Here is a 21,217-nt window from a genome sequence, read left to right as displayed (position 1 = left end):
CGCCAAAACGCCCATTTTCAGGGCATCGGATCGCATGCACGCCAACGCTCACTCACCGACAAATCACCAGCATGGTTCGAGTGACATAGCCGGCAGGATTGAAGCCAAAGGGAAACTCATCCTCATCCCGCGCATCATCAGATCGCGTGATCACCTTATAACCCGCCCCCTTGCATTCCTTGGCTGCACGCTTCTGACACCTCTCCCAGCCCGAACCCAAACCGGAGCAGTCAACCTCGATACCACTGACTCCACGCACCGCATGGGTCTTGGCGCTGGTAGTACAGCCTGCCAACACCAACATACCCAACAGAACTATAAACTTGTTCATTCACATCCTTATGCCAGGCGCCTGCCCGACTACTGCGATCTTCAGACTAAGCCTAGACGCGAATAGACGATTGATCCGATTAAAGAAACAGACCACCCGGCAAAGGGAATGGTTTCACTCGCACAACCAGAGCGCGACACCCACCAAATCGCAGGCACAAAAAAGGGCGACCGAAGTCGCCCTTTTTAATGATCAGACAGAACTCAGTTCTGTTTGGCCATTGCTTGACGCAGCAGTGCCGCCATAGTGGTGTCAGCTGCTTCACCTTCCGGAGCTGCTTTCAGGCTCTGGATGGCTTCTTTCTCTTCAGCATCGTCTTTCGATTTGATCGACAGCTGGATTACGCGGCTCTTACGATCAACGCTGATGATCTTGGCTTCTACTTGCTGGCCTTCTTTCAGAACGTTGCGCGCGTCTTCAACGCGGTCACGGCTGATTTCAGAGGCTTTCAGAGTCGCTTCGATATCGTCGGCCAGAACGATGATGGCGCCTTTGGCGTCAACTTCTTTCACGGTGCCAGTAACGATTGCGCCCTTGTCGTTAACCGAGACGTACTCGGAGAACGGATCGCTTTCCAGTTGCTTGATACCCAGGGAGATACGCTCACGCTCCGGGTCAACCGACAGGATAACGGTGTCCAGCTCGTCGCCCTTCTTGAAACGACGTACGGCTTCTTCGCCCACTTCGTTCCAGGAGATGTCGGACAGGTGAACCAGACCGTCGATGCCGCCGTCCAGACCAATGAAGATACCGAAATCGGTGATCGACTTGATGGTGCCGGAGATCTTGTCGCCCTTGTTGAACTGGCCAGAGAAGTCTTCCCATGGGTTCGACTTGCACTGCTTGATGCCCAGGGAGATACGACGACGCTCTTCGTCGATGTCCAGAACCATGACTTCCACTTCGTCGCCGACTTGTACGACTTTCGAAGGGTGGATGTTCTTGTTGGTCCAGTCCATTTCCGAAACGTGTACCAGACCTTCAACGCCTTCTTCCAGCTCAGCGAAGCAGCCGTAGTCGGTCAGGTTGGTTACACGAGCGGTAACGCGAGTGCTTTCTGGGTAACGAGCTTTGATAGCAACCCATGGATCTTCGCCCAGTTGCTTCAGGCCCAGGGAAACACGATTGCGCTCGCGATCGTACTTCAGAACCTTGACGTCGATCTCGTCGCCAACATTGACGATCTCGGAAGGGTGCTTGATACGCTTCCACGCCATGTCGGTGATGTGCAGCAGGCCGTCCACGCCACCCAGATCGACGAATGCGCCGTAATCGGTGAGGTTTTTGACGATACCTTTGACTTGCTGGCCTTCCTGCAGGGATTCCAGCAGAGCTTCACGCTCGGCGGAGTTCTCGGCTTCCAGGACGCTGCGACGGGAAACGACAACGTTGTTGCGCTTCTGGTCCAGCTTGATGACCTTGAATTCCAGCTCTTTGCCTTCCAGGTGCGTGGTGTCGCGCACTGGACGGACGTCAACCAGGGAACCTGGCAGGAACGCACGGATGCCGTTAACGTCGACAGTGAAGCCGCCTTTAACCTTACCGTTGATAACGCCCTTGACCACTTCCTCAGCTGCGAAGGCTGCTTCCAGAACGATCCAGCATTCAGCGCGCTTGGCTTTTTCACGGGACAGCTTGGTTTCACCGAAACCGTCTTCAACCGAGTCCAGAGCAACGTGAACTTCGTCACCGACGTTGATGTTCAGTTCGCCAGCGTCGTTGTAGAACTGCTCCAGAGGGATCAGTGCTTCGGACTTCAGGCCAGCGTGAACGGTTACCCAGCGAGCTTGGTAATCGATATCAACGATAACACCGGTGATGATGGAGCCTGCCTGAAGGTTCAGGGTCTTTAGGCTTTCTTCAAAGAGTTCCGCAAAGCTTTCGCTCATTTTAATTCCTGTTGATTAGGGCGAAAAATACGCCCGTCTCCACATCCCAGACGATGCGGGTCAGTTTCATTTAAAGGAAGCCACCGCAGGACTATGACTGGTCCCCTGCGGCCTTCCTGGTCACCCGGCGATATCGCGAATGGCGATCTCGCTCATGATGCGTTCAAGCACCTGATCGATGGACAACTCCGTGGAATCCAGCTGTATAGCGTCAGCCGCCGGCTTGAGCGGGGCTACAGCTCGCTGGGTGTCACGCTCATCGCGCGCACGGATCTCATCTAGCAGACTCGACAGACTAACATCCTCACCCTTGCCCTTCAACTGCAAATATCGGCGGCGCGCCCGCTCCTCGGCACTGGCGGTCAGGAAAATCTTCAAGGGTGCGTTCGGAAAAACCACCGTACCCATGTCGCGGCCATCGGCCACCAGACCGGGCGCTTCCTGGAAAGCGCGCTGGCGCTGCAGCAGCGCCTCGCGCACGGCCGGCAATGCAGCCACCTGGGATGCGCCGGAACCGACGCTTTCAGTGCGGATGACATCGCTGACTTCGTCACCTTCCAGAATAATGCGTTGCAGTTGACCGTCGGTCGCCGCGATAAACTGCACATCCAGATGAGCGGCCAGTTTTTTCAGCAACTCTTCATTGGTCAGGTCGACACCATGGTTGTGCGCAGCAAATGCCAGCAGGCGATACAGCGCACCGGAATCCAGCAGGTTCCAGCCCAGACGCTTGGCCAGAATCCCGGCTACGGTGCCTTTGCCCGAGCCGCTTGGCCCATCGATGGTGATGACCGGAGCAATGTTGTTCACGACTGAGCCTCTTGCGCCACACGGATGCCGACCTGCGCGCACAGCGCCAGGAAGTTCGGGAACGATGTCGCGACGTTGGCACAGTCATGGATGCGGATCGGTGCAGTGGCGCGCAGCGAAGCCACGCTGAAAGCCATCGCGATGCGGTGATCGCCATGACCATGCACTTCACCGCCGCCGATCTGGCCGCCGTCGATGATGATGCCGTCCGGGGTCGGTTCGCACTTGACGCCTAGCGCCAGCAAACCGTCCGCCATGACCTGGATCCGGTCTGATTCCTTGACCCGCAGCTCTTCGGCGCCAGTCAGCACGGTGCGCCCTTCGGCGCAGGCCGCGGCCACGAACAGCACCGGGAACTCGTCAATGGCCAGCGGAACCAGCGCTTCCGGAATCTCGATACCCTTGAGTTTAGCTGCTCGCACACGCAAGTCGGCAACCGGTTCGCCACCCACTTCACGTTGGTTTTCCAGGGTGATGTCGGCGCCCATCAGGCGCAGGATGTCGATCACACCGGTACGGGTCGGGTTGATGCCGACGTGCTCGAGTACCAGTTCCGAGCCTTCAGCAATCGACGCCGCCACCAGGAAGAACGCCGACGACGAGATATCGCCCGGCACTTCGATGTGGGTCGCGGTCAGCTTGCCGCCGGACTCAACCGATGCCGTGGCACCGTTGACGCTCACCGGATAGCCGAAGCCGCGCAGCATGCGCTCGGTATGATCGCGAGTCGGAGCCGGCTCGGTGACGGTGGTCTTGCCTTCGGCGTACAGACCCGCCAGCAGCAGGCAGGACTTAACCTGAGCACTGGCCATCGGCATGGTGTAGGTCAGGCCTTTGAGCTTGTGACCGCCACGAATGGTCATCGGCGGACGCCCCTCGGCGGCGGTTTCGATCACGGCGCCCATTTCCCGCAGCGGGTTGGCGACGCGATTCATTGGGCGCTTGGACAGCGACGCATCGCCGGTCAGGGTGCTGTCGAAGTCCTGCGCGGCCAGCAGGCCGGACAGCAGGCGCATCGAAGTACCGGAGTTACCCAGATAGATCGGGCCCGGCGCAGGCTTCAGGCCGTGCAAGCCGACACCGTGGATGGTCACGCGCCCGTGATGCGGGCCTTCGATGACCACGCCCATGTCGCGGAACGCCTGCAAGGTCGCCAGGGCATCTTCGCCCTCAAGGAAGCCTTCGACTTCGGTGACGCCTTCAGCCAGGGAGCCGAGCATGATCGAACGGTGGGAAATCGATTTGTCACCCGGTACGCGAATCCGACCGGACAGGCGGCCACCAGGTTGAGCCAGGAAAATCAGATCGTTGGAATTCATAGCGTCCACATAGGCCCTGCGGGCCAGGATTTTACTGAAATGCTCGCGGGCAACCCGGGCGCGCGTGAAGACGCCCAACAATTGGTGCCCATCCCCTGCATCGACCGCGTCGCGCAAGGCGTCGAGGTCGCTGCGAAATGTATCGAGTGTGCGCAGGACAGCCTCGCGGTTGGCGAGAAAGATGTCATGCCACATGACCGGGTCGCTTCCGGCGATTCTTGTGAAATCACGGAAACCGCCCGCAGCGTAACGGAAGATCTCAAGGTTTTCATTGCGCTTGGCCAGCGAATCGACCAGACCGAAGGCCAGCAGGTGCGGCAGATGACTGGTCGCAGCCAGCACTTCATCGTGACGCTCGACCTGCATGTGCTCGACGTCGGCGCCCAGCTCGCGCCACAAGCGATCAACCACCGCCAGGGCAGCCGGATCAGTCTGCTCCAGCGGGGTCAGAATCACTTTATGACGGCGGAACAGCTCAGAGTTGGAGGCTTCCACCCCGCTCTGCTCGGAGCCGGCAATCGGATGGCCCGGCACGAAACGCGCCGGCATGCCGCCGAACGCTTCGGTCGCCGCGCGCACCACATTGCCCTTGGCGCTGCCGACATCCGTGAGGATCGCCTGCCCCAGATCCATGCTGGCCAGACGGGCCAGCACTTTCTCCATGGCCAGGATCGGCACCGCCAACTGAATCACGTCCGCGCCCTGGCAAGCCGCCACCAGGTCGTCTTCGCAGCGATCCACCACACCCAACTCGACCGCCAGCTTGCGCGATTGCGGGTCGAGATCGACCCCGACCACTTCGCGGCACACGCCGCTTTCACGCAAGCCTTTGGCAAACGAACCACCGATCAACCCCAGACCGACCACCACCAGGCGCCCGATCATAGGTGCAGCAGATTGCAGCGCAGTGACATCACCCACGAGCCAGAACCTTGCGCAGCGCTTCGAGGAAGCGGCTGTTTTCCGCCGGCAGACCGATGGTCACCCGCAGATGGTTCGGCATGCCGTAGTTGGCCACCGGACGCACGATCACGCCTTCGCGCAGCAGACCCTGGAACACAGGAGCCGCCACCTGACCGAGGTCGACGCAGATAAAGTTGCCCTTGGATGGAATCCAGCCCAGGCCCAGCTCGCGGAAACCCGCTTCCAGCTGTTGCATGCCGGATTCGTTGAGCTGACGACTCTGAGCCAGATATTCCTCGTCCTTCAGCGCCGCACACGCCGCGGCCAAGGCCAGGCTGTTGACGTTGAACGGCTGGCGTACACGGTTCAGCACGTCCGCCACCACCGGGGTGGACAAGCCATAACCGACACGCAGCGCCGCCAGACCGTAGGCCTTGGAGAACGTGCGCGAGACCAGCAGGTTCGGATAAGCCGCGAGGAAATCCAGGCCGTCCGGCAGATCGCTGCCTTCGGCGTATTCGATATAGGCCTCGTCCAGTACAACCAGCACATGCTCCGGCACGTCCTGCAGGAACTCGTCCAGCGCTTCGGCGCCGAACCAGGTGCCGGTCGGGTTGTTCGGGTTGGCGATGAACACGACGCGCGTGTTGGCGTCGATGGCCGCCAGCATGGCTGGCAGGTCATGACCCCAATCCTTGGCCGGAACGACCTTGGCCTGAGCGCCGACCGCCTGGGTCGCGATCGGATACACAGCAAACGCATGCTCGCTGAACACCGCATTCAGGCCCGGCGCCAGATAAGCGCGCGCCACCAGCTCCAGAATGTCGTTGGAGCCGTTGCCCAGGGTCACCTGGTTCAGCTCGACACGGCACTGCTCGGCGAGCAGGGATTTCAGGGCAAAACCGTTGCCGTCCGGATATCGGGTCAGCTCGTCCAGCGCTTCGCGGATCGCGGCCAGCGCTTTCGGGCTGGCGCCCAACGGGTTTTCGTTGCTCGCCAGTTTGACGATGCCTGCCGGATCCAGGTCCAGCTCGCGCGCCAGTTCATCCACGGGCTTGCCCGGCACGTATGGCGAAAGTTGTTGCACGCCCGGCTGTGCCAGAGCGAGGAAGTTGCCACTCATTGCTACCACCCCTTAAAGAACTGCTTTCGGGTAGGAACCCAGCACCTTGAGTGCTACTGCTTCCTGACTGATCTTTTCCAGTACACCTTTGATCAGCGGATCACGGTGATGACCGACGAAGTCGATAAAGAACACGTAGGTCCATTTGCCGCTGCGCGACGGACGGGTTTCGATCCGGGTCAGGTCGATCCCGTTGTCATGGAACGGCACCAGCAGCTCATGGAGCGCGCCGGGCTTGTTGCTCATGGATACGATGATCGAAGTCTTGTCGTCGCCGGTCGGCGGCACTTCCTGGTTACCGATCATCAGGAAGCGCGTGGAGTTATCCGGACGATCCTCGATCTTCTCGGCCAGACGGGTCAGGCCGTACAGCCCGGCCGCCATGTCACCGGCGATCGCCGCCGAATTCCACTCACCCTTGACCCGCTTGGCCGCCTCGGCGTTGCTGGACACCGCCACGCGCTCGACATTCGGGTAATGGGCGTCCAGCCATTTGCGGCACTGGGCCAGCGACTGGGCGTGGGAATAGATGCGGCTGATACTGTCGGTCTTGGTGTTTTCACCGACCAACAGATGATGGTGTATCCGCAGCTCGACTTCGCCGCAGATCACCATGTCGTGCTCGAGGAAGCTGTCGAGGGTGTGGTTGACTGCGCCTTCGGTGGAGTTCTCCACCGGCACCACGCCGAAGTTCACCGCACCGGCTGCCACTTCACGGAACACTTCGTCGATCGCCGCCATCGGCTTGCTGATCACCGCGTGACCGAAGTGCTTCATGGCCGCCGCTTGGGTGAAGGTGCCTTCCGGACCGAGATAAGCCACTTTCAGCGGGTTTTCAAGGGCCAGGCACGAAGACATGATTTCGCGGAACAAGCGCGCCATCTCTTCGTTGCCCAGCGGCCCCTTGTTGCGCTCCATCACACGCTTGAGAACCTGCGCCTCACGCTCGGGACGGTAGAACACCGGCTGTTCGCCTTCGGCCAGACTGGCCATCTTGACCCGGGCAACTTCTTCGGCGCAGCGCGCGCGATCGCTGATCAGCTGGAGGATTTTCTCATCCAGGTTATCGATGCGAACGCGCAGCGCCTTGAGCTCCTGCTCGGACATCAGGAATGCTCCTTCTCGAATTCAGCCATGTAGCCAACCAGCGCTTCGACGGCGTCCAGACCCAGGGCGTTGTAGATCGAGGCACGCATACCGCCGACCGAACGATGGCCCTTGAGGTTGAGCAACCCACGGGCGTCGGCGCCCGCCAGGAACGCTTTGTCCAGACGCTCGTCAGCCAGACGGAACGGCACGTTCATCCACGAGCGGGCGTTGACGCTGATCGGGTTGGTGTAGAAGTCGCTGTTGTCGATGAAGCCGTACAGACGATCTTTCTTCGCCTTGTTGCGCTGCTCCATCGCGGCGACGCCGCCCTGCTCCTTCAGCCATTCGAAAACCAAACCCGAGAGGTACCAGGAATAGGTGGCCGGGGTGTTGTACATCGAACCGTTATCGGCCGAGACCTTGTAGTCGAGCATGGTCGGGCACGAACTGCGGGCGCGACCCAGCAGGTCTTCACGGACGATCACCACGACCAGACCGCTCGGGCCGATGTTCTTCTGCGCACCGGCGTAGATCAGACCGTACTGCGACACATCGATCGGGCGCGAGAGGATATCGGAGGACATGTCGACCACCAGCGGAACGTCACCGGCCTCGGGAACCCAGTCGAACTGCAGGCCACCAATGGTTTCGTTGGACGCATAGTGCAGATAGGCCGCACCCGGAGTCAGCTTCCACTCGTTCTGGCCAGGGATGGCCAGGTAATCATAAGGCTTGGCGCTGGCGGCAACGTTGACATTGCCGAAGCGACGGGCTTCCTCGATGGCTTTCTTCGACCAGATGCCGGTTTCGACATAATCGGCGGTGCCGTTCTCGGGCAGCAGGTTCAGCGGAATCTCGGCGAACTGCTGGCTCGCACCGCCCTGCAGGAACAGCACTTTGTAATTGGAGGGGATGGACAGCAGGTCGCGCAGGTCTTGTTCGGCCTTCTCGGCGATGGCCACGTAGTCATCGCTGCGATGGCTCATTTCCATGACCGACAGACCCTTGCCGTGCCAGTCGAGCATCTCGGACTGCGCACGCAACAGGACAGCTTCAGGCAGCGCAGCGGGACCTGCGCAGAAGTTATAGGCTCGTTTGCTCACATCCACTCTCGCTATGCAATCACGGTAGCGGACAGAGCAAACACTCTGCCCTGCTACGATTTGGTTAGTCTTGCGACTCTTCTTCGTCTGCGGCGTCCGCCTGCAGGTTATCGACCGCATCGTCCGGTTCGGCGCCGATCACGCCTTCTTCCAGTTCGACACCTTCTTCACCTTCAAACTCTTCACCTTCGACTTCCGACGGCTCCTGAACCCGCTCCAGACCAACCAGAGTTTCATCCTTGGCCAGCTTGATCAGGGTCACGCCCTGGGTGTTACGACCCAGGCTGGAAACTTCGTCGACACGGGTACGCACCAGCGTGCCCTGGTCGGAAATCAGCATGATTTCCTCGCCGTCGAGCACCTGAACCGCACCGACCAGACGTCCGTTACGCTCGTTGCTGACCATGGCGATCACGCCCTGGCCGCCACGCTTGTACTCAGGGAACTCGGTGATCGCGGTGCGTTTGCCGTAGCCACGCTCGGAAGCGGTGAGGATCTGGCTGCCTTCTTCCGGGATCAGCATCGAAATCAGCTTCTGCCCTTCCGGCAGACGCATGCCGCGCACACCACGGGCGGTACGGCCCATGGCACGAACGTCGGATTCCTTGAAGCGGGTCACCTTGCCGCCGTCGGAGAACAGCATTACTTCACGCTCACCATCGGTGATGGCCGCGGAGATCAGCACGTCGCCTTCGTCCAGCTCGAGCGCGATCAGACCGACGCTGCGCTGACGGCTGAAGGATTCCAGCGGGGTCTTCTTCACGGTGCCGTTGGCGGTGGCCATGAAGATGTAGTGACCTTCGGTGTATTCCTCGACCGGCAGCATGGTGGTGATGTATTCACCGTCATCCAGCGGCAGCAGGTTGACCAGCGGACGACCACGGGCGGCGCGGGACGCTTCCGGAATTTCATAGGTCTTCAGCCAGTACACCTTGCCCTTGCTGGAGAACAGCAGCAGCGTGGTGTGGCTGTTGGCGACCAGCAGGTGAGCGATGTAGTCCTCATCCTTCACGCCGGTAGCCGATTTGCCTTTACCGCCACGACGCTGGGCCTGGTACGCAGCCAGCGGCTGGGTCTTGGCATAACCGCCGTGGGAGATGGTCACGACGCGCTCTTCTTCCGGGATCATGTCGCCCAGGGTCAGGTCGAGGCGTGCATCGAGAATCTCGGTGCGGCGCACGTCGCCGTATTCGACACGGATCACTTCCAGCTCTTCGCGGATCACTTCCATCAGGCGCACGGCGCTGTTGAGGATGCGGATCAGCTCGCCGATCTGGTTGAGGATCTCTTGATACTCGGCCAGCAGCTTTTCGTGTTCCAGACCGGTCAGACGGTGCAGACGCAGTTCCAGAATGGCTTGCGCCTGTTCCGGCGACAGGAAGTACTTGCCTTCACGTAGACCGTATTGCGGATCGAGGTTTTCCGGACGGCACGAATCGGCGCCGGCACGTTCAACCATCGCCACCACAGCCGAGGATTCCCACGGCGTGCTGACCAGCGCTTCCTTGGCTTCCGACGGCGTCGGCGAAGCCTTGATCAGGGCGATGACCGGGTCGATGTTCGACAGGGCAACGGCCTGACCTTCGAGGATGTGACCACGCTCGCGAGCCTTGCGCAGTTCGAACACGGTACGGCGGGTAACCACTTCGCGACGGTGACGGACGAAGGCTTCCAGCAGGTCCTTGAGGTTCAGGATCCGTGGGCGGCCGTCGATCAGCGCAACGATGTTGATGCCGAACACGCTTTGCAGCTGAGTCTGGGCGTAGAGGTTGTTGAGGATCACCTCAGGCACTTCGCCGCGACGCAGTTCGATCACGACGCGCATACCGTCCTTGTCGGACTCGTCGCGCAGTTCGGTGATGCCTTCGAGTTTCTTCTCTTTTACCAGCTCGGCGATCTTCTCGATCAGACGCGCCTTGTTCAACTGGTAAGGGAGTTCGGTGATGACGATCTGCTGACGGCCACCGACCTTGTCGATGTCTTCGATGATTGAGCGGGCGCGCATGTAAATGCGGCCACGGCCGGTGCGGTAGGCTTCGATGATGCCGGCGCGACCGTTGATGATCGCGGCAGTCGGGAAGTCCGGACCGGGAATGTATTGCATCAGCTCATCGACGGTCAGCTCGGGGTTGTCGATGAGGGCCAGGCAACCGTCGATGACTTCACCGAGGTTGTGCGGCGGAATGTTGGTCGCCATGCCCACGGCGATACCGCTGGAACCGTTGACCAGCAGGTTCGGAACGCGGGTCGGCATGACCGCCGGGATCAGTTCGGTGCCGTCGTAGTTCGGCACCCAGTCCACGGTTTCCTTGTGCAGGTCGGCCAGCAGCTCGTGCGCCAGCTTGGTCATGCGCACTTCGGTGTATCGCATGGCCGCGGCGTTGTCGCCGTCCACCGAACCGAAGTTGCCCTGGCCGTCGACCAGCAGGTAACGCAGGGAGAAAGGCTGCGCCATGCGGACGATGGTGTCGTACACAGCGGTATCACCGTGCGGGTGATACTTACCGATCACGTCACCGACGACACGGGCAGATTTCTTGTACGGCTTGTTGAAGTCGTTGCCCAGCTCGCTCATCGCGAACAGCACGCGACGGTGCACGGGCTTCAAGCCATCGCGCGCATCCGGCAGTGCACGGCCGACGATCACGCTCATCGCGTAATCGAGATAGGACTGTTTCAGCTCGTCTTCGATATTGACCGGGAGGATTTCTTTGGCCAGTTCGCCCATGAGAAGCCTGATTCCTTTTTCTGGTGAAACTTCGCCATATCCATAGGGGACGCACGAAGCTCGTCGATGCAGGCCGAGTGCCATGCGCCGACTTACGACAAATCGACAAGTTGACCCTGGATTTGCGCAGTGAAGACAACCCCGTGGGACTGCCTCGGAAAACGCCGGATGTTATCACAAGAGCCGCCACGCACCTATCCCCCAGATGCGCATGGAGCATAGTTAGATGACCGATGACAGGCTTAACGGGGACGAGAGAGGCTCAGAGCTTCCCTGAATGCAAATTCCGGGACGAAATTGCGGATGTTTATTGACTTTCAAGGCCCCATCGCGAGCAAGCTCGCTCCCACAAGATCCTGTGGCGATCACAAAACCTGTGGGAGCGAGCCTGCTCGCGATGGAGACAACGCAGAGATCAGCCAATCAATGCAAGCGCTTGCGGCACATCAACTGCGCCATCTTCGCGGTATCCGGCCGTTCGACGATGCCTTTTTCGGTGACGATCGCATCGATCAGATCTGCCGGGGTCACGTCAAACACCGGATTGAACGCTTCAACGTCGGCCCCGACGCGCTTGCCGCCAACCTCCAGCAACTCGGCGCCGTCGCGCTCTTCGATCGGAATGTCATCACCGCTGGCCAGATTCATGTCGATGGTCGAACTCGGCGCCACCACCATGAAACGCACGCCGTGGTGCATGGCGTTGACCGCCAGTTGATAGGTGCCGATCTTGTTCGCCACATCGCCGTTGGCGGTGATCCGGTCAGCGCCGACGATCACCCAGGTCACGCCTTTGGTTTTCATGATGTGCGCGGCAGCGGAGTCAGCGTTCAGAGTCACCGGAATGCCTTCGTTGGCCAGCTCCCACGCGGTCAGGCGCGAGCCTTGCAGCCACGGCCGGGTTTCGTCGGCGTAGACGCGCTCGACCATGCCTTCGATGAACGCCGCGCGAATCACCCCGAGCGCCGTGCCGAAACCGCCGGTGGCCAGGGCGCCGGTGTTGCAGTGAGTCAGAATTGCCTGGGCATTGCCCTGATGTTTGCGAATCAGATCAACGCCGAGCTGAGCCATGGTCAGGTTGGCTTCGCGATCGCTTTCATGAATGGCGATGGCTTCGGCTTCCAGCGCCGCCAGCGGATCGGCGTTTTCTTTCAAACGGTCCAGCCGGTCGTGCATGCGGTTCAACGCCCAGAACAGATTGACCGCCGTTGGACGGGAATCGGCCAGGAGCATGAAGTCCTCTTCCAGCGACGCATACCAGTCGCCACCTTCGGCAATCCGGGCACGGGCCGCCAATACGATGCCGTACGCGGCACTGATGCCGATGGCCGGCGCACCGCGCACCACCATCGAGCGAATCGCTTCGGCCACACCGGCGGCGCTGGTGTAGGCGATCCAGTTTTCCTCGAACGGCAAAACGCGCTGATCCAGCAGGTGGAGCGCGCCATCACGCCAATCGATGGCCTTTACTTTCTCCGCAGCCAACAGTCGATCGCGCATCCCTCACCCCGCACTCATGAACAAAAGCCGCCGATTATAGCGATCCCCCCGCGAAGACGCTCGGGTATACTTCGCCATCCTTTACAAAAGCACTGGAACCGACCCTCGATGCCGAAACCTGCCATTGCGCTCGACTTATTATTGCTGCCGACCTGGCTGGTACCCGTCGAACCCGCAGGCGTTGTGCTCAAGGAGCATGGCCTGGGCATCCGCGACGGTCGCATTGTATTTATCGGCCCGCGTGCCGAAGCGCTGAAGTGTAACGCTGCCGAAGTCCGCGAACTGCCGGACGTGCTGCTCAGCCCCGGCCTGATCAACGCCCACGGCCACGCCGCGATGACGCTGTTCCGTGGCCTGGCCGACGATCTGCCATTGATGACCTGGCTGGAAAACCACATCTGGCCGGCCGAGGGCAAATGGGTCGATGAAGATTTTGTGCGTGACGGCACCGACCTGGCCATCGCCGAGCAGATAAAAGGTGGCATCACCTGTTTCTCGGACATGTACTTCTTCCCGAAGGTTGCCAGCGAGCGCGTGCACAACAGCGGAATCCGCGCGCAGATCGCGATTCCGATCCTCGACTTCCCGATTCCGGGTGCCGCCAGCGCCGATGAAGCCATTCGTCAGGGCGTCGAACTGTTCGGCGACCTGAAGCATCACGAGCGCATCAAGATCACCTTCGGCCCTCATGCACCCTACACCGTGGGCGACGAGAACCTGGAAAAAATCCGCGTGATCGCCGAGGAGCTGGACGCGTCGATCCACATGCACGTCCACGAAACCGCGTTCGAAGTGCAGCAAGCGGTCGAACAGCGCGGCGAACGCCCGCTGGCACGCCTTGGCCGACTGGGCCTGCTCGGCCCGCGTTTCCAGGCCGTGCACATGACCCAGATCAGCGATGACGACCTGGCGTTGCTGGTAGAAAGCAACACCAGCGTGATCCATTGCCCGGAGTCGAACCTGAAACTGGCCAGCGGCTTCTGCCCGGTGGAGCGCCTGTGGCAGGCTGGGGTCAACGTTGCGGTCGGCACCGATGGCGCGGCGAGCAACAATGACCTGGACCTGCTGGGTGAAACCCGCACCGCAGCGCTACTGGCCAAAGCCGTCGCTGGCTCGGCCACCGCGCTGGACGCCCACCGGGCGCTGCGCATGGCCACGCTGAACGGCGCACGAGCCTTGGGGATCGAAGCCGAGACCGGCTCGCTGGAGCTCGGCAAGGCGGCCGACATCGTCGCCTTCGATCTGTCCGGCCTCGCGCAACAACCGGTCTATGACCCGGTCTCGCAACTTATTTACGCCACCGGCCGGGACTGCGTGAAACACCTGTGGGTCGCAGGCAAGCAGTTGCTCGACGACCGCCGCCTGACCCGACTGGACGAACAACAGCTCGGCGAAACCGCCCGGGCCTGGGGCCGACGCATCAGCGGCCACACCGAATCGTAAACACCCCGAGGCAAACTCCGGGGCTACAGCCTTTTTCAAGTTTTAGAGGATTGAATCATGAGCAACGTCGACCACGCCGAAATCGCCAAATTCGAAGCCCTGGCCCATCGCTGGTGGGACCGCGAAAGCGAGTTCAAACCGCTGCACGACATCAACCCGCTGCGGGTCAACTGGATTGACGAGCGCGTCAACCTGGCCGGCAAGAAGGTGCTCGACGTCGGTTGCGGCGGCGGCATTCTCAGCGAAGCCATGGCCCAGCGCGGCGCGACCGTGACCGGCATCGACATGGGCGAAGCGCCACTGGCGGTCGCGCAACTGCATCAGCTGGAATCCGGCGTGAACGTCGAATACCGCCAGATCACCGCCGAAGCCCTGGCCGAAGAAATGCCCGAGCAGTTCGACGTCGTTACCTGCCTGGAAATGCTCGAGCACGTACCGGACCCGTCCTCGGTGATCCGCGCCTGCTTCCGCATGGTCAAGCCCGGCGGCCAGGTGTTCTTCTCCACCATCAACCGCAACCCGAAGGCGTACCTGTTCGCCATCGTCGGCGCCGAATACATCATGAAGCTGCTGCCGCGCGGCACCCACGACTTCAAGAAATTCATCCGCCCGTCCGAGCTCGGCGCCTGGAGCCGTATGGCCGGCCTGACCGTCAAGGACATCATCGGCCTGACCTACAACCCGCTGACCAAGCACTACAAGCTGGCGGCGGACGTTGACGTCAACTACATGATCCAGACCCTGCGCGAGGAGTAAGCCGATGGCCATCAGAGCAGTCCTTTTCGACATGGACGGCACTCTGCTCGACACCGCGCCAGACTTCATCGCCATCTGCCAGGCGATGCGCGCGGATCGCGGCTTGCCGCCGATGAACGACAAACACATTCGCGATGAAATCTCCGGCGGCGCCAAGGCCATGGTCGCGGTGACGTTCTCGATGGACCCGGAGTCGCCGGGCTTCGAAGAGTTGCGCCTGGAGTTCCTCGAGCGCTATCTGGTGGGCTGCGCCGTACACAGCAAGCTGTTCGACGGCATGGGCGAATTGCTGGCCGACATCGAGAAAGCCAATCTGGTCTGGGGTGTGGTCACCAACAAGCCGCTGCGCTTTGCCGAACCGATCATGCAGCAACTGGGGCTGGCCGAACGCTCGGCCCTGCTGATCTGCCCGGATCACGTGAAGAACAGCAAGCCGGATCCCGAGATGCTGACCCTGGCCTGCAAGATGCTTGATCTGGATCCGTCGACCGTTCTGTTTATCGGCGATGATCTGCGCGACATCGAATCCGGCCGCGACGCCGGTACCAAAACCGCCGCCGTGACCTACGGCTACATTCACCCGGACGACAACCCTCGGCATTGGGGCGCGGACGTGGTGGTGGATCATCCGCTGGAGTTGCGCAAGGTGCTCGACAACGCTCTGTGCAGTTGCTGAGTGGTGCTGCAAAGCGACCATCGCTGCATTCCCGCGCAAGACGCGGGAACGATCAGAAGTTAATGGATTAGAGGTTTCTTATGTTTGATTACTCCGCTCGCCCCGAATTGCTCAAGGATCGGGTCATTCTGGTTACCGGTGCCGGTCGTGGCATCGGTGCGGCCGCCGCCAAGACCTACGCCGCCCACGGCGCGACCGTGCTGCTGCTGGGCAAGACCGAAGCCAACCTGACCCAGGTCTACGACGAGATCGAGGCAGCCGGGCATCCGCAGCCGGCCGTAATCCCGTTCAACCTCGAAACCGCCCTGCCCCATCAATACGATGAGCTGGCGGCGATGATCGAGACCGAGTTCGGCCACCTCGACGGCCTGCTGCACAACGCCTCGATCATCGGCCCGCGCACGCCGATCGAACAACTGTCCGGCGAAAACTTCATGCGCGTCATGCAAATCAACGTCAACGCGACGTTCATGCTGACCAGCACGCTGCTGCCGTTGCTCAAACTGTCGCAGGACGCCTCGGTGGTGTTCACCTCCAGCAGTGTCGGGCGCAAGGGCCGCGCTTACTGGGGCGCCTATGGTGTGTCGAAGTTCGCCACCGAAGGCCTGATGCAGACGCTGGCCGACGAAGTCGAAAACGTCGCACCAGTGCGCTCAAACAGCATCAACCCGGGCGCCACCCGCACCAGCATGCGCGCCCAGGCTTACCCGGGTGAAAACCCGCTGAACAACCCGACACCGGAAGAGATCATGCCGGTCTATCTGTACCTGATGGGCCCGGACAGTACGGGTATCAATGGCCAGGCCTTCAACGCCCAGTAATGCCATACGTCGCTTTTGTTGCCGTGGCGGAATACCGTCGCGGCATTCAATTGCCGCTTTGAGCACGGTAAATCAAGTCAAATAACCACCACTCCTCCTTTCATAAATATCTCAAGCCATTGATTCAAAACGGTTTTAATAAAATATGAACCGTATGGCACGACTTTCGCTCTACATTTCCTCAAAGCACGCCGAGTGAAGGCAGTCGGGCAAGGCCTGATTCGATAGCTGACTAATCGTCATCGGGCAGACTAAACTTGTACCAAATGTCCTACGGGACTGATGGATCAGTATGACGCGCAGCCCATAGCCGCTCTCACCCAGCCTGTAAGACAGACTTACTGCTTAGGGGCTCACGCCATATGAAATCACCCTCCCAGACCACTGCAATTGACTTCGACAGTGCCAAATTGCAACGCCTGGGCTTTGGTCAGCAGCCGCCTCTCCTGGCGCGACCTGTCAGCCTGGCGCAATTGCGCCAGCAAATGAGCCTGCAACTGCAAACCAGCCTTGAGCCTCAACGTATCCTCGGTCTGTTTTTCCGCGAAGTTCAACGTCTGGTACCGCTGGACGCCTTGACCTATGTGCACAGTGGCAGCGACTTGCGCCTGGAGTTCGGTGCCCGTGGGCACCACTCGGCCAGCTACAGCCTCAGCCACGAAGGCGAGCATATGGGTGAGCTGGTATTTCGTCGCAACCAGCGCTTCAGCGAACAGGAGCTGGGTAATCTCGAATCATTGCTGTCGGCCCTGCTGTACCCGATGCGCAATGCGCTGCTTTACCGTGCCGCCACGCAAAGCGCGCTGCGTGATCCACTGACCGGTGCCGGCAACCGCATTGCCATGGAGCAGACGCTGCTGCGGGAAATCGAGATGTCACGCCGGCACCTGCAACCGTTGTCGTTACTGATGCTGGACATCGACCATTTCAAACAGGTCAACGACCTCCATGGTCACAGCGCCGGCGACGACGTGCTCAAAGCCGTGGCTGCCTCGATCAAGGGCCAGTTGCGCAACGTCGACATGGTCTTCCGTTATGGCGGGGAAGAGTTTCTGATCCTGCTGTCCAACACCGGGCGCGATGCGGCCGCCATGGTTGGTGAGCGCCTGCGTCAGGCAGCGCAGACTCAGGATTACTACGCCAATAATCAATTGATCGAACTGACCGTGAGCCTCGGCTGCTCGACCCTGTTGCCGGGCGAATCCGCCGACAGCCTGCTGCGCCGCGCCGACAGCGCGCTGTATGTCGCCAAGCGCGAGGGCCGCAATCGCCTGACCATGGCGGGCTGATTTTTCGCAGCCAACAAAAAACGGGAGCCAAGGCTCCCGTTTTTTTATGGATGTTGCCGAAATCAGCTCTCGACCAGCGCCCGACGCTCACGCCCGACCATCACCCGCTCCGACAGTTCGAGCTGCATGCAGCGCTCGAGGAACAGGTACATGTAGTCGTAGCTCTTGCAAATGGCCTGGCGCAGCTCCGCCTGCAAGGCTTTGCCCGGGTTCATCCCGGCCAGGGTGCAGATGATCTCCAGCGCTTCCCACGGGTGGGCATCATCGTACTGGGCGTGCATCTTCAGCCACTTCATGGCCCGCTTGCGATCCTCTTCAGGGAAGGCCGCAGCGTAGACACCCGTCGAACAAACCACCGCCGACCACTCCCCGGTCGCGCCTTCGATGGCGTAGTTGGTGGCCGCGATGGCCACGATCAGTGAGTCCGCCGAACTGGTGTGCCAGCACCAGTGGCTCAGGGCGTGCAACTCCGGTGGCACTTGCTGCGCCTGCAGGTCTTCCAGGCTCACCCCATGGGCCCGGCTCCAGTGCACCCAGTAATCGGCATGGTTGAGTTCGACGCGGATATTGCGCATCAGCCAGCGCCGCGCCATGTCTTCACCTGGATGACGGGCAAACTTGGTTTTGGTGAGATTCTGCGCCATGTACAACGCGAATTGCTCAACCACGGGCCAGCCTCCGATCAGGTACTGGCGCATGGTTCTGGCGCTGAGCTTGTTATCACGCATGCGCAGATAAAGTTCATGTTCGACAACCCGGCGCTTGCTCTCGCTGCAATCCTGAATCAACTGTTGTGCCCAGGCGGGATAACTTGCAGCTTCCATGAGTGGTCCGGTTCGGTTGAATGTGTCGATCACTGTTCGGCTCCTTTTGATTTGTGATTATACGGATCGGCAAGAGACTTCAACGGAACGTGCCAGGCGCTTTGAATAACAACGGCTGCGGTCTGGCGGGGCGACTTTGCAAACTGTCACAGGTAAACAATTGCGGGCGTTCAATGACATAACCCTGAGCGTAATCCACACCGATCTCAAGCAATGCCTGCTCGATCTGCGCTGTTTCGACAAACTCGGCAATTGTCTGCTTACCCATGACATGCCCGATGTGATTGATCACTTCGACCATGGCGTGGTTAATCGGGTCGTCCAGCATATCCTTTACGAAACTCCCGTCGATCTTCAGGAAGTCTACAGGCAAATGTTTCAAATAAGCGAATGAAGACATTCCGGCGCAAAAGTCATCAAGCGAAAAATAACAACCCAAGCCTTTGAGTTCATTAATAAATCGGATTGCACTGCCGAGATTTGCAATGGCACTGGTTTCTGTAATTTCAAAACAAATCATTTCAGGCGGTATGGAATAGTTATCAAACTGTTCCCGAAGAAAGTGCAAGAACGCGTCATCTCCGATAGTAATGCCTGAAAGATTAATCGCACACATTGCAAGCGGCCGTTCGCACTGTTCATTAATACATTGGGCAATAACCTTGAATACGTTCTGCACTACCCAGCGATCCAGCGAGGTCATCAAACCGTAACGTTCCGCCGCGGGAATGAAACTGTCCGGCAGAATCATCCTGCCCGCCTCGTCATGCAGACGCAGCAGAATCTCGATATGCCCGCGAGTGCCCGCAGGTACAGAACCCAGCGGGGCGATTTCCTGGGCGTACAGACAAAACCGGCTTTCCTCAAGGGCCAGGTGCAGACGCTGTACCCAGGCCATCTCGCCAAAACGCAGAGACAGTTCCGAGTCATCGGCATGGTAGACCTGGACCCGATTGCGTCCTTTCTCCTTGGCCATGTAGCAGGCCATGTCAGCAGCGCGCAGAGAGGCTTCGAGAGTCGTCGGATTTTGGGTGACATGCACCAGACCAATGCTGACGGTGGTCAGGAATGGCCGCCCTTTCCAGACAAAGTGCAGGTTCTGCACAGTCTGGCGCAGGCTCTCGGCAATCTTTTCGGCCGCCTCTGGCGCACAGTTTTCCAACAGAATGCCGAACTCGTCGCCACCCAGCCGTGCCAGCGTATCGCCCTCGCGCAAACCCGACTGCAGCAGCGCACAGATATGCCGTAGCAATTCATCGCCGGCCGCATGCCCGCAGGTGTCATTGACCAGCTTGAACTGATCGAGATCGAGAAACATCAACGCATGCCGCGCGGACTGCCGCGTCAGGTTATGGATGGCCTGCTCGAGGCGATATTCGAACTCGCGACGGTTGGCCAGACCGGTCAACGCATCGTGGGTGGCCTGCCATGAAAGATTGGCAATGTATTGCCGCTCCTGAGTCATGTCATGCAACACCAGCACCGCGCCACTGACTTTGCCCGCATTACGGATCGGTGCGCCGACCAGCGTCACTGACACGGTACTGCCATCGAGCCTCTGAATCAGCTTCGAGTGCTCGCTGCTGCCAGTGAGCTGACCGCTGAGAATATGCTCGATCAGGGTCGGCCCCTCGGTCTGGTCGTTGTCGTCGAGCAGATTGAACAAAGCCGCCAGCGGCAGGCCGGCGGCCTGCTCGGCTTTCCAGTGAGTCAGCGCCTCGGCGGCGGGGTTCATGTAGTCGATGGCCCCGCTCACATCCGTGGTGATGACCCCGTCGCCAATCGAATGCAGGGTAACGTGGGCCCTGTCCTTTTCCAGTTGCAGGGCCTCGGCGAAGGCATGCCGCTGCTTGAGCAGTTTGCGGGTACGCAACAACGCCAGCACGATCAGACCCATCGCCGTGGCGAGATTGGTGAACAGCAACAGACGCAGGATCACCCGCGAACCTTCGCCCAGCGCATCACTGAAAGCCCGGGCCGCCGGGCTCACGCCATCATTGATTGCAAAAATCCGGTCCTTCCAGCGGCGGATATCGACATCCGTAGCGGCATTGGTGGTGATACGCCGATGCATCTCCTGCGCCACGTCATCGAGTTCCACCAGATAGGCGTCACCCAACGTCCAGCGATCAATGGCGGTTTCCAGATAGCTGAAGTGCCGGAAATTCAGGTAAAGCCAGATCAGGCTGGAGACATCGTCCGGATGGTTGCCGCCCTTGAGGATACCCTCGCGCGCCGCTTGCAGGTCGGGCGGTTGCTTGTCCAGTGCCAGGCGCAACTGATGGCCGCCCTGAGGCACGGCAATCGCCTTCTGGTATTTGAGGTAAATCGCCTCGTCACGACTGTCGGCGTACAGATTGAGGTAATAGATGGCGTCTTTCTGGCCCTTGGACCACAGACTTTCGCCCGCCACATAACCGCGAACGGCCGACAGGACGTAAAGACTCACGCCGCCCAACAGGGCCTGAAACAACACGACCGCGATGAATGGCCAGACGATACCCAACAACCGAGGCGTTCCGAGAGTCCGCTTTTGCTTCATGGGGTTCCTTGCATGAGCACTGCCTGATCGCCCTTCTCTTTGTGAGCATCTCCCCAAGACTAGGAGGCGAT

Annotated in this window: 16 protein-coding genes; 5 read left to right on the top strand and 11 right to left on the bottom strand. The window is 60.1% G+C overall.

All coding sequences use genetic code 11. The annotated features are described in order from the left end of the window. Nucleotides 1-52: 52 nt before the first annotated feature. The 9 genes from N8H71_RS08050 to mtnA form a co-directional block, all read right to left on the bottom strand. Nucleotides 53-331, bottom strand: coding sequence for a hypothetical protein (locus N8H71_RS08050; RefSeq protein WP_085745007.1), 279 nt, complete (start codon nucleotides 329-331; stop codon nucleotides 53-55). A gap of 203 nt (nucleotides 332-534) precedes the next feature. Then, the gene (gene rpsA, locus N8H71_RS08045) at nucleotides 535-2,220 is read right to left on the bottom strand and encodes a 30S ribosomal protein S1 (protein ID WP_007950918.1); all 1,686 of its coding nucleotides are present in this window, start codon (nucleotides 2,218-2,220) and stop codon (nucleotides 535-537) included. A 120-nt stretch (nucleotides 2,221-2,340) separates the two neighbouring features. Beyond that, a complete protein-coding gene (cmk, locus tag N8H71_RS08040) occupies nucleotides 2,341-3,030 on the bottom strand; it encodes a (d)CMP kinase (RefSeq protein WP_262193575.1) in 690 nt (229 codons plus the stop codon). Further along, a complete protein-coding gene (locus tag N8H71_RS08035) occupies nucleotides 3,027-5,234 on the bottom strand; it encodes a bifunctional prephenate dehydrogenase/3-phosphoshikimate 1-carboxyvinyltransferase (protein ID WP_258713625.1) in 2,208 nt (735 codons plus the stop codon). Before N8H71_RS08035 ends, cmk begins: the two co-directional genes overlap by 4 nt. A gap of 28 nt (nucleotides 5,235-5,262) precedes the next feature. Then, entirely contained in the window at nucleotides 5,263-6,375 is a 1,113-nt protein-coding gene (gene hisC / locus N8H71_RS08030) for a histidinol-phosphate transaminase (protein ID WP_262193574.1), read from the bottom strand. Nucleotides 6,376-6,387: 12 nt separating this feature from the next. Next, nucleotides 6,388-7,482, bottom strand: coding sequence for a prephenate dehydratase (gene pheA, locus N8H71_RS08025; RefSeq protein WP_007950913.1), 1,095 nt, complete (start codon nucleotides 7,480-7,482; stop codon nucleotides 6,388-6,390). Continuing rightward, nucleotides 7,482-8,567: a 3-phosphoserine/phosphohydroxythreonine transaminase gene (gene serC, locus N8H71_RS08020; protein WP_085745010.1), complete on the bottom strand. Its 1,086-nt coding sequence runs from the start codon at nucleotides 8,565-8,567 to the stop codon at nucleotides 7,482-7,484. Before serC ends, pheA begins: the two co-directional genes overlap by 1 nt. 64 nt (nucleotides 8,568-8,631) lie before the next feature. Further along, the gene (gyrA, locus tag N8H71_RS08015) at nucleotides 8,632-11,295 is read right to left on the bottom strand and encodes a DNA gyrase subunit A (RefSeq protein WP_262193573.1); all 2,664 of its coding nucleotides are present in this window, start codon (nucleotides 11,293-11,295) and stop codon (nucleotides 8,632-8,634) included. 423 nt (nucleotides 11,296-11,718) lie between these two features. Beyond that, nucleotides 11,719-12,795 carry an S-methyl-5-thioribose-1-phosphate isomerase gene (gene mtnA / locus N8H71_RS08010; RefSeq protein ID WP_007950910.1) on the bottom strand — a complete coding sequence of 359 codons (1,077 nt, stop codon included), beginning with the start codon at nucleotides 12,793-12,795 and terminating at the stop codon, nucleotides 11,719-11,721. 108 nt (nucleotides 12,796-12,903) lie between these two features. Between mtnA and N8H71_RS08005 the strand changes: the two genes are divergently transcribed. From N8H71_RS08005 to N8H71_RS07985, 5 genes are all read left to right on the top strand, one after another. After that, nucleotides 12,904-14,238, top strand: a complete 1,335-nt coding sequence (locus N8H71_RS08005) for a TRZ/ATZ family hydrolase (RefSeq protein ID WP_007950908.1) — start codon at nucleotides 12,904-12,906, stop codon at nucleotides 14,236-14,238. 57 nt (nucleotides 14,239-14,295) lie between these two features. Beyond that, nucleotides 14,296-14,994 (top strand): bifunctional 2-polyprenyl-6-hydroxyphenol methylase/3-demethylubiquinol 3-O-methyltransferase UbiG, encoded by a 699-nt coding sequence (gene ubiG / locus N8H71_RS08000; RefSeq protein WP_007950906.1) that lies wholly within the window; start codon nucleotides 14,296-14,298, stop codon nucleotides 14,992-14,994. Nucleotides 14,995-14,998: 4 nt separating this feature from the next. Next, nucleotides 14,999-15,670 carry an N-acetylmuramic acid 6-phosphate phosphatase MupP gene (gene mupP, locus N8H71_RS07995; RefSeq protein WP_074688036.1) on the top strand — a complete coding sequence of 224 codons (672 nt, stop codon included), beginning with the start codon at nucleotides 14,999-15,001 and terminating at the stop codon, nucleotides 15,668-15,670. A gap of 80 nt (nucleotides 15,671-15,750) precedes the next feature. Then, nucleotides 15,751-16,491 (top strand): YciK family oxidoreductase, encoded by a 741-nt coding sequence (locus N8H71_RS07990; RefSeq protein WP_262193572.1) that lies wholly within the window; start codon nucleotides 15,751-15,753, stop codon nucleotides 16,489-16,491. Nucleotides 16,492-16,853: 362 nt separating this feature from the next. Further along, complete coding sequence (locus N8H71_RS07985; RefSeq protein WP_262193571.1) at nucleotides 16,854-17,780, top strand: GGDEF domain-containing protein; 927 nt, start codon at nucleotides 16,854-16,856, stop codon at nucleotides 17,778-17,780. 62 nt (nucleotides 17,781-17,842) lie between these two features. Here the strand turns inward: N8H71_RS07985 and N8H71_RS07980 are convergent, their stop codons facing one another. Together N8H71_RS07980 and N8H71_RS07975 are read right to left on the bottom strand one after the other, a co-directional pair. Further along, on the bottom strand, nucleotides 17,843-18,637 hold the full coding sequence (locus N8H71_RS07980; protein ID WP_262193570.1) for a TenA family transcriptional regulator: 795 nt from the start codon (nucleotides 18,635-18,637) through the stop codon (nucleotides 17,843-17,845). Between the two features lie 46 nt (nucleotides 18,638-18,683). Beyond that, a complete protein-coding gene (locus N8H71_RS07975; protein WP_262193569.1) occupies nucleotides 18,684-21,146 on the bottom strand; it encodes an EAL domain-containing protein in 2,463 nt (820 codons plus the stop codon). Nucleotides 21,147-21,217: the final 71 nt, after the last annotated feature.

Origin of the sequence: Pseudomonas koreensis, from assembly GCF_025447595.1 — a bacterium.
GTDB classification, from domain to species: domain Bacteria; phylum Pseudomonadota; class Gammaproteobacteria; order Pseudomonadales; family Pseudomonadaceae; genus Aquipseudomonas; species Aquipseudomonas koreensis_H.
Note: the sequence above shows the minus strand (reverse complement) of the source record. Positions and strands in the feature narration are given on the sequence as shown.

Bases quoted from the DNA above. Each gene is read 5' to 3' on its own strand.
- N8H71_RS07985 (WP_262193571.1), top strand. From the start codon at position 16,854: ATGAAATCACCCTCCCAGACCACTGCAATTGACTTCGACAGTGCCAAA.
- N8H71_RS07975 (WP_262193569.1), bottom strand. From the start codon at position 21,146: ATGAAGCAAAAGCGGACTCTCGGAACGCCTCGGTTGTTGGGTATCGTC.
- gyrA (WP_262193573.1), bottom strand. From the start codon at position 11,295: ATGGGCGAACTGGCCAAAGAAATCCTCCCGGTCAATATCGAAGACGAG.
- N8H71_RS08050 (WP_085745007.1), bottom strand. From the start codon at position 331: ATGAACAAGTTTATAGTTCTGTTGGGTATGTTGGTGTTGGCAGGCTGT.
- rpsA (WP_007950918.1), bottom strand. From the start codon at position 2,220: ATGAGCGAAAGCTTTGCGGAACTCTTTGAAGAAAGCCTAAAGACCCTG.
- N8H71_RS08005 (WP_007950908.1), top strand. From the start codon at position 12,904: ATGCCGAAACCTGCCATTGCGCTCGACTTATTATTGCTGCCGACCTGG.
- hisC (WP_262193574.1), bottom strand. From the start codon at position 6,375: ATGAGTGGCAACTTCCTCGCTCTGGCACAGCCGGGCGTGCAACAACTT.
- N8H71_RS07990 (WP_262193572.1), top strand. From the start codon at position 15,751: ATGTTTGATTACTCCGCTCGCCCCGAATTGCTCAAGGATCGGGTCATT.
- mtnA (WP_007950910.1), bottom strand. From the start codon at position 12,795: ATGCGCGATCGACTGTTGGCTGCGGAGAAAGTAAAGGCCATCGATTGG.
- pheA (WP_007950913.1), bottom strand. From the start codon at position 7,482: ATGTCCGAGCAGGAGCTCAAGGCGCTGCGCGTTCGCATCGATAACCTG.
- mupP (WP_074688036.1), top strand. From the start codon at position 14,999: ATGGCCATCAGAGCAGTCCTTTTCGACATGGACGGCACTCTGCTCGAC.
- N8H71_RS08035 (WP_258713625.1), bottom strand. From the start codon at position 5,234: ATGATCGGGCGCCTGGTGGTGGTCGGTCTGGGGTTGATCGGTGGTTCG.
- ubiG (WP_007950906.1), top strand. From the start codon at position 14,296: ATGAGCAACGTCGACCACGCCGAAATCGCCAAATTCGAAGCCCTGGCC.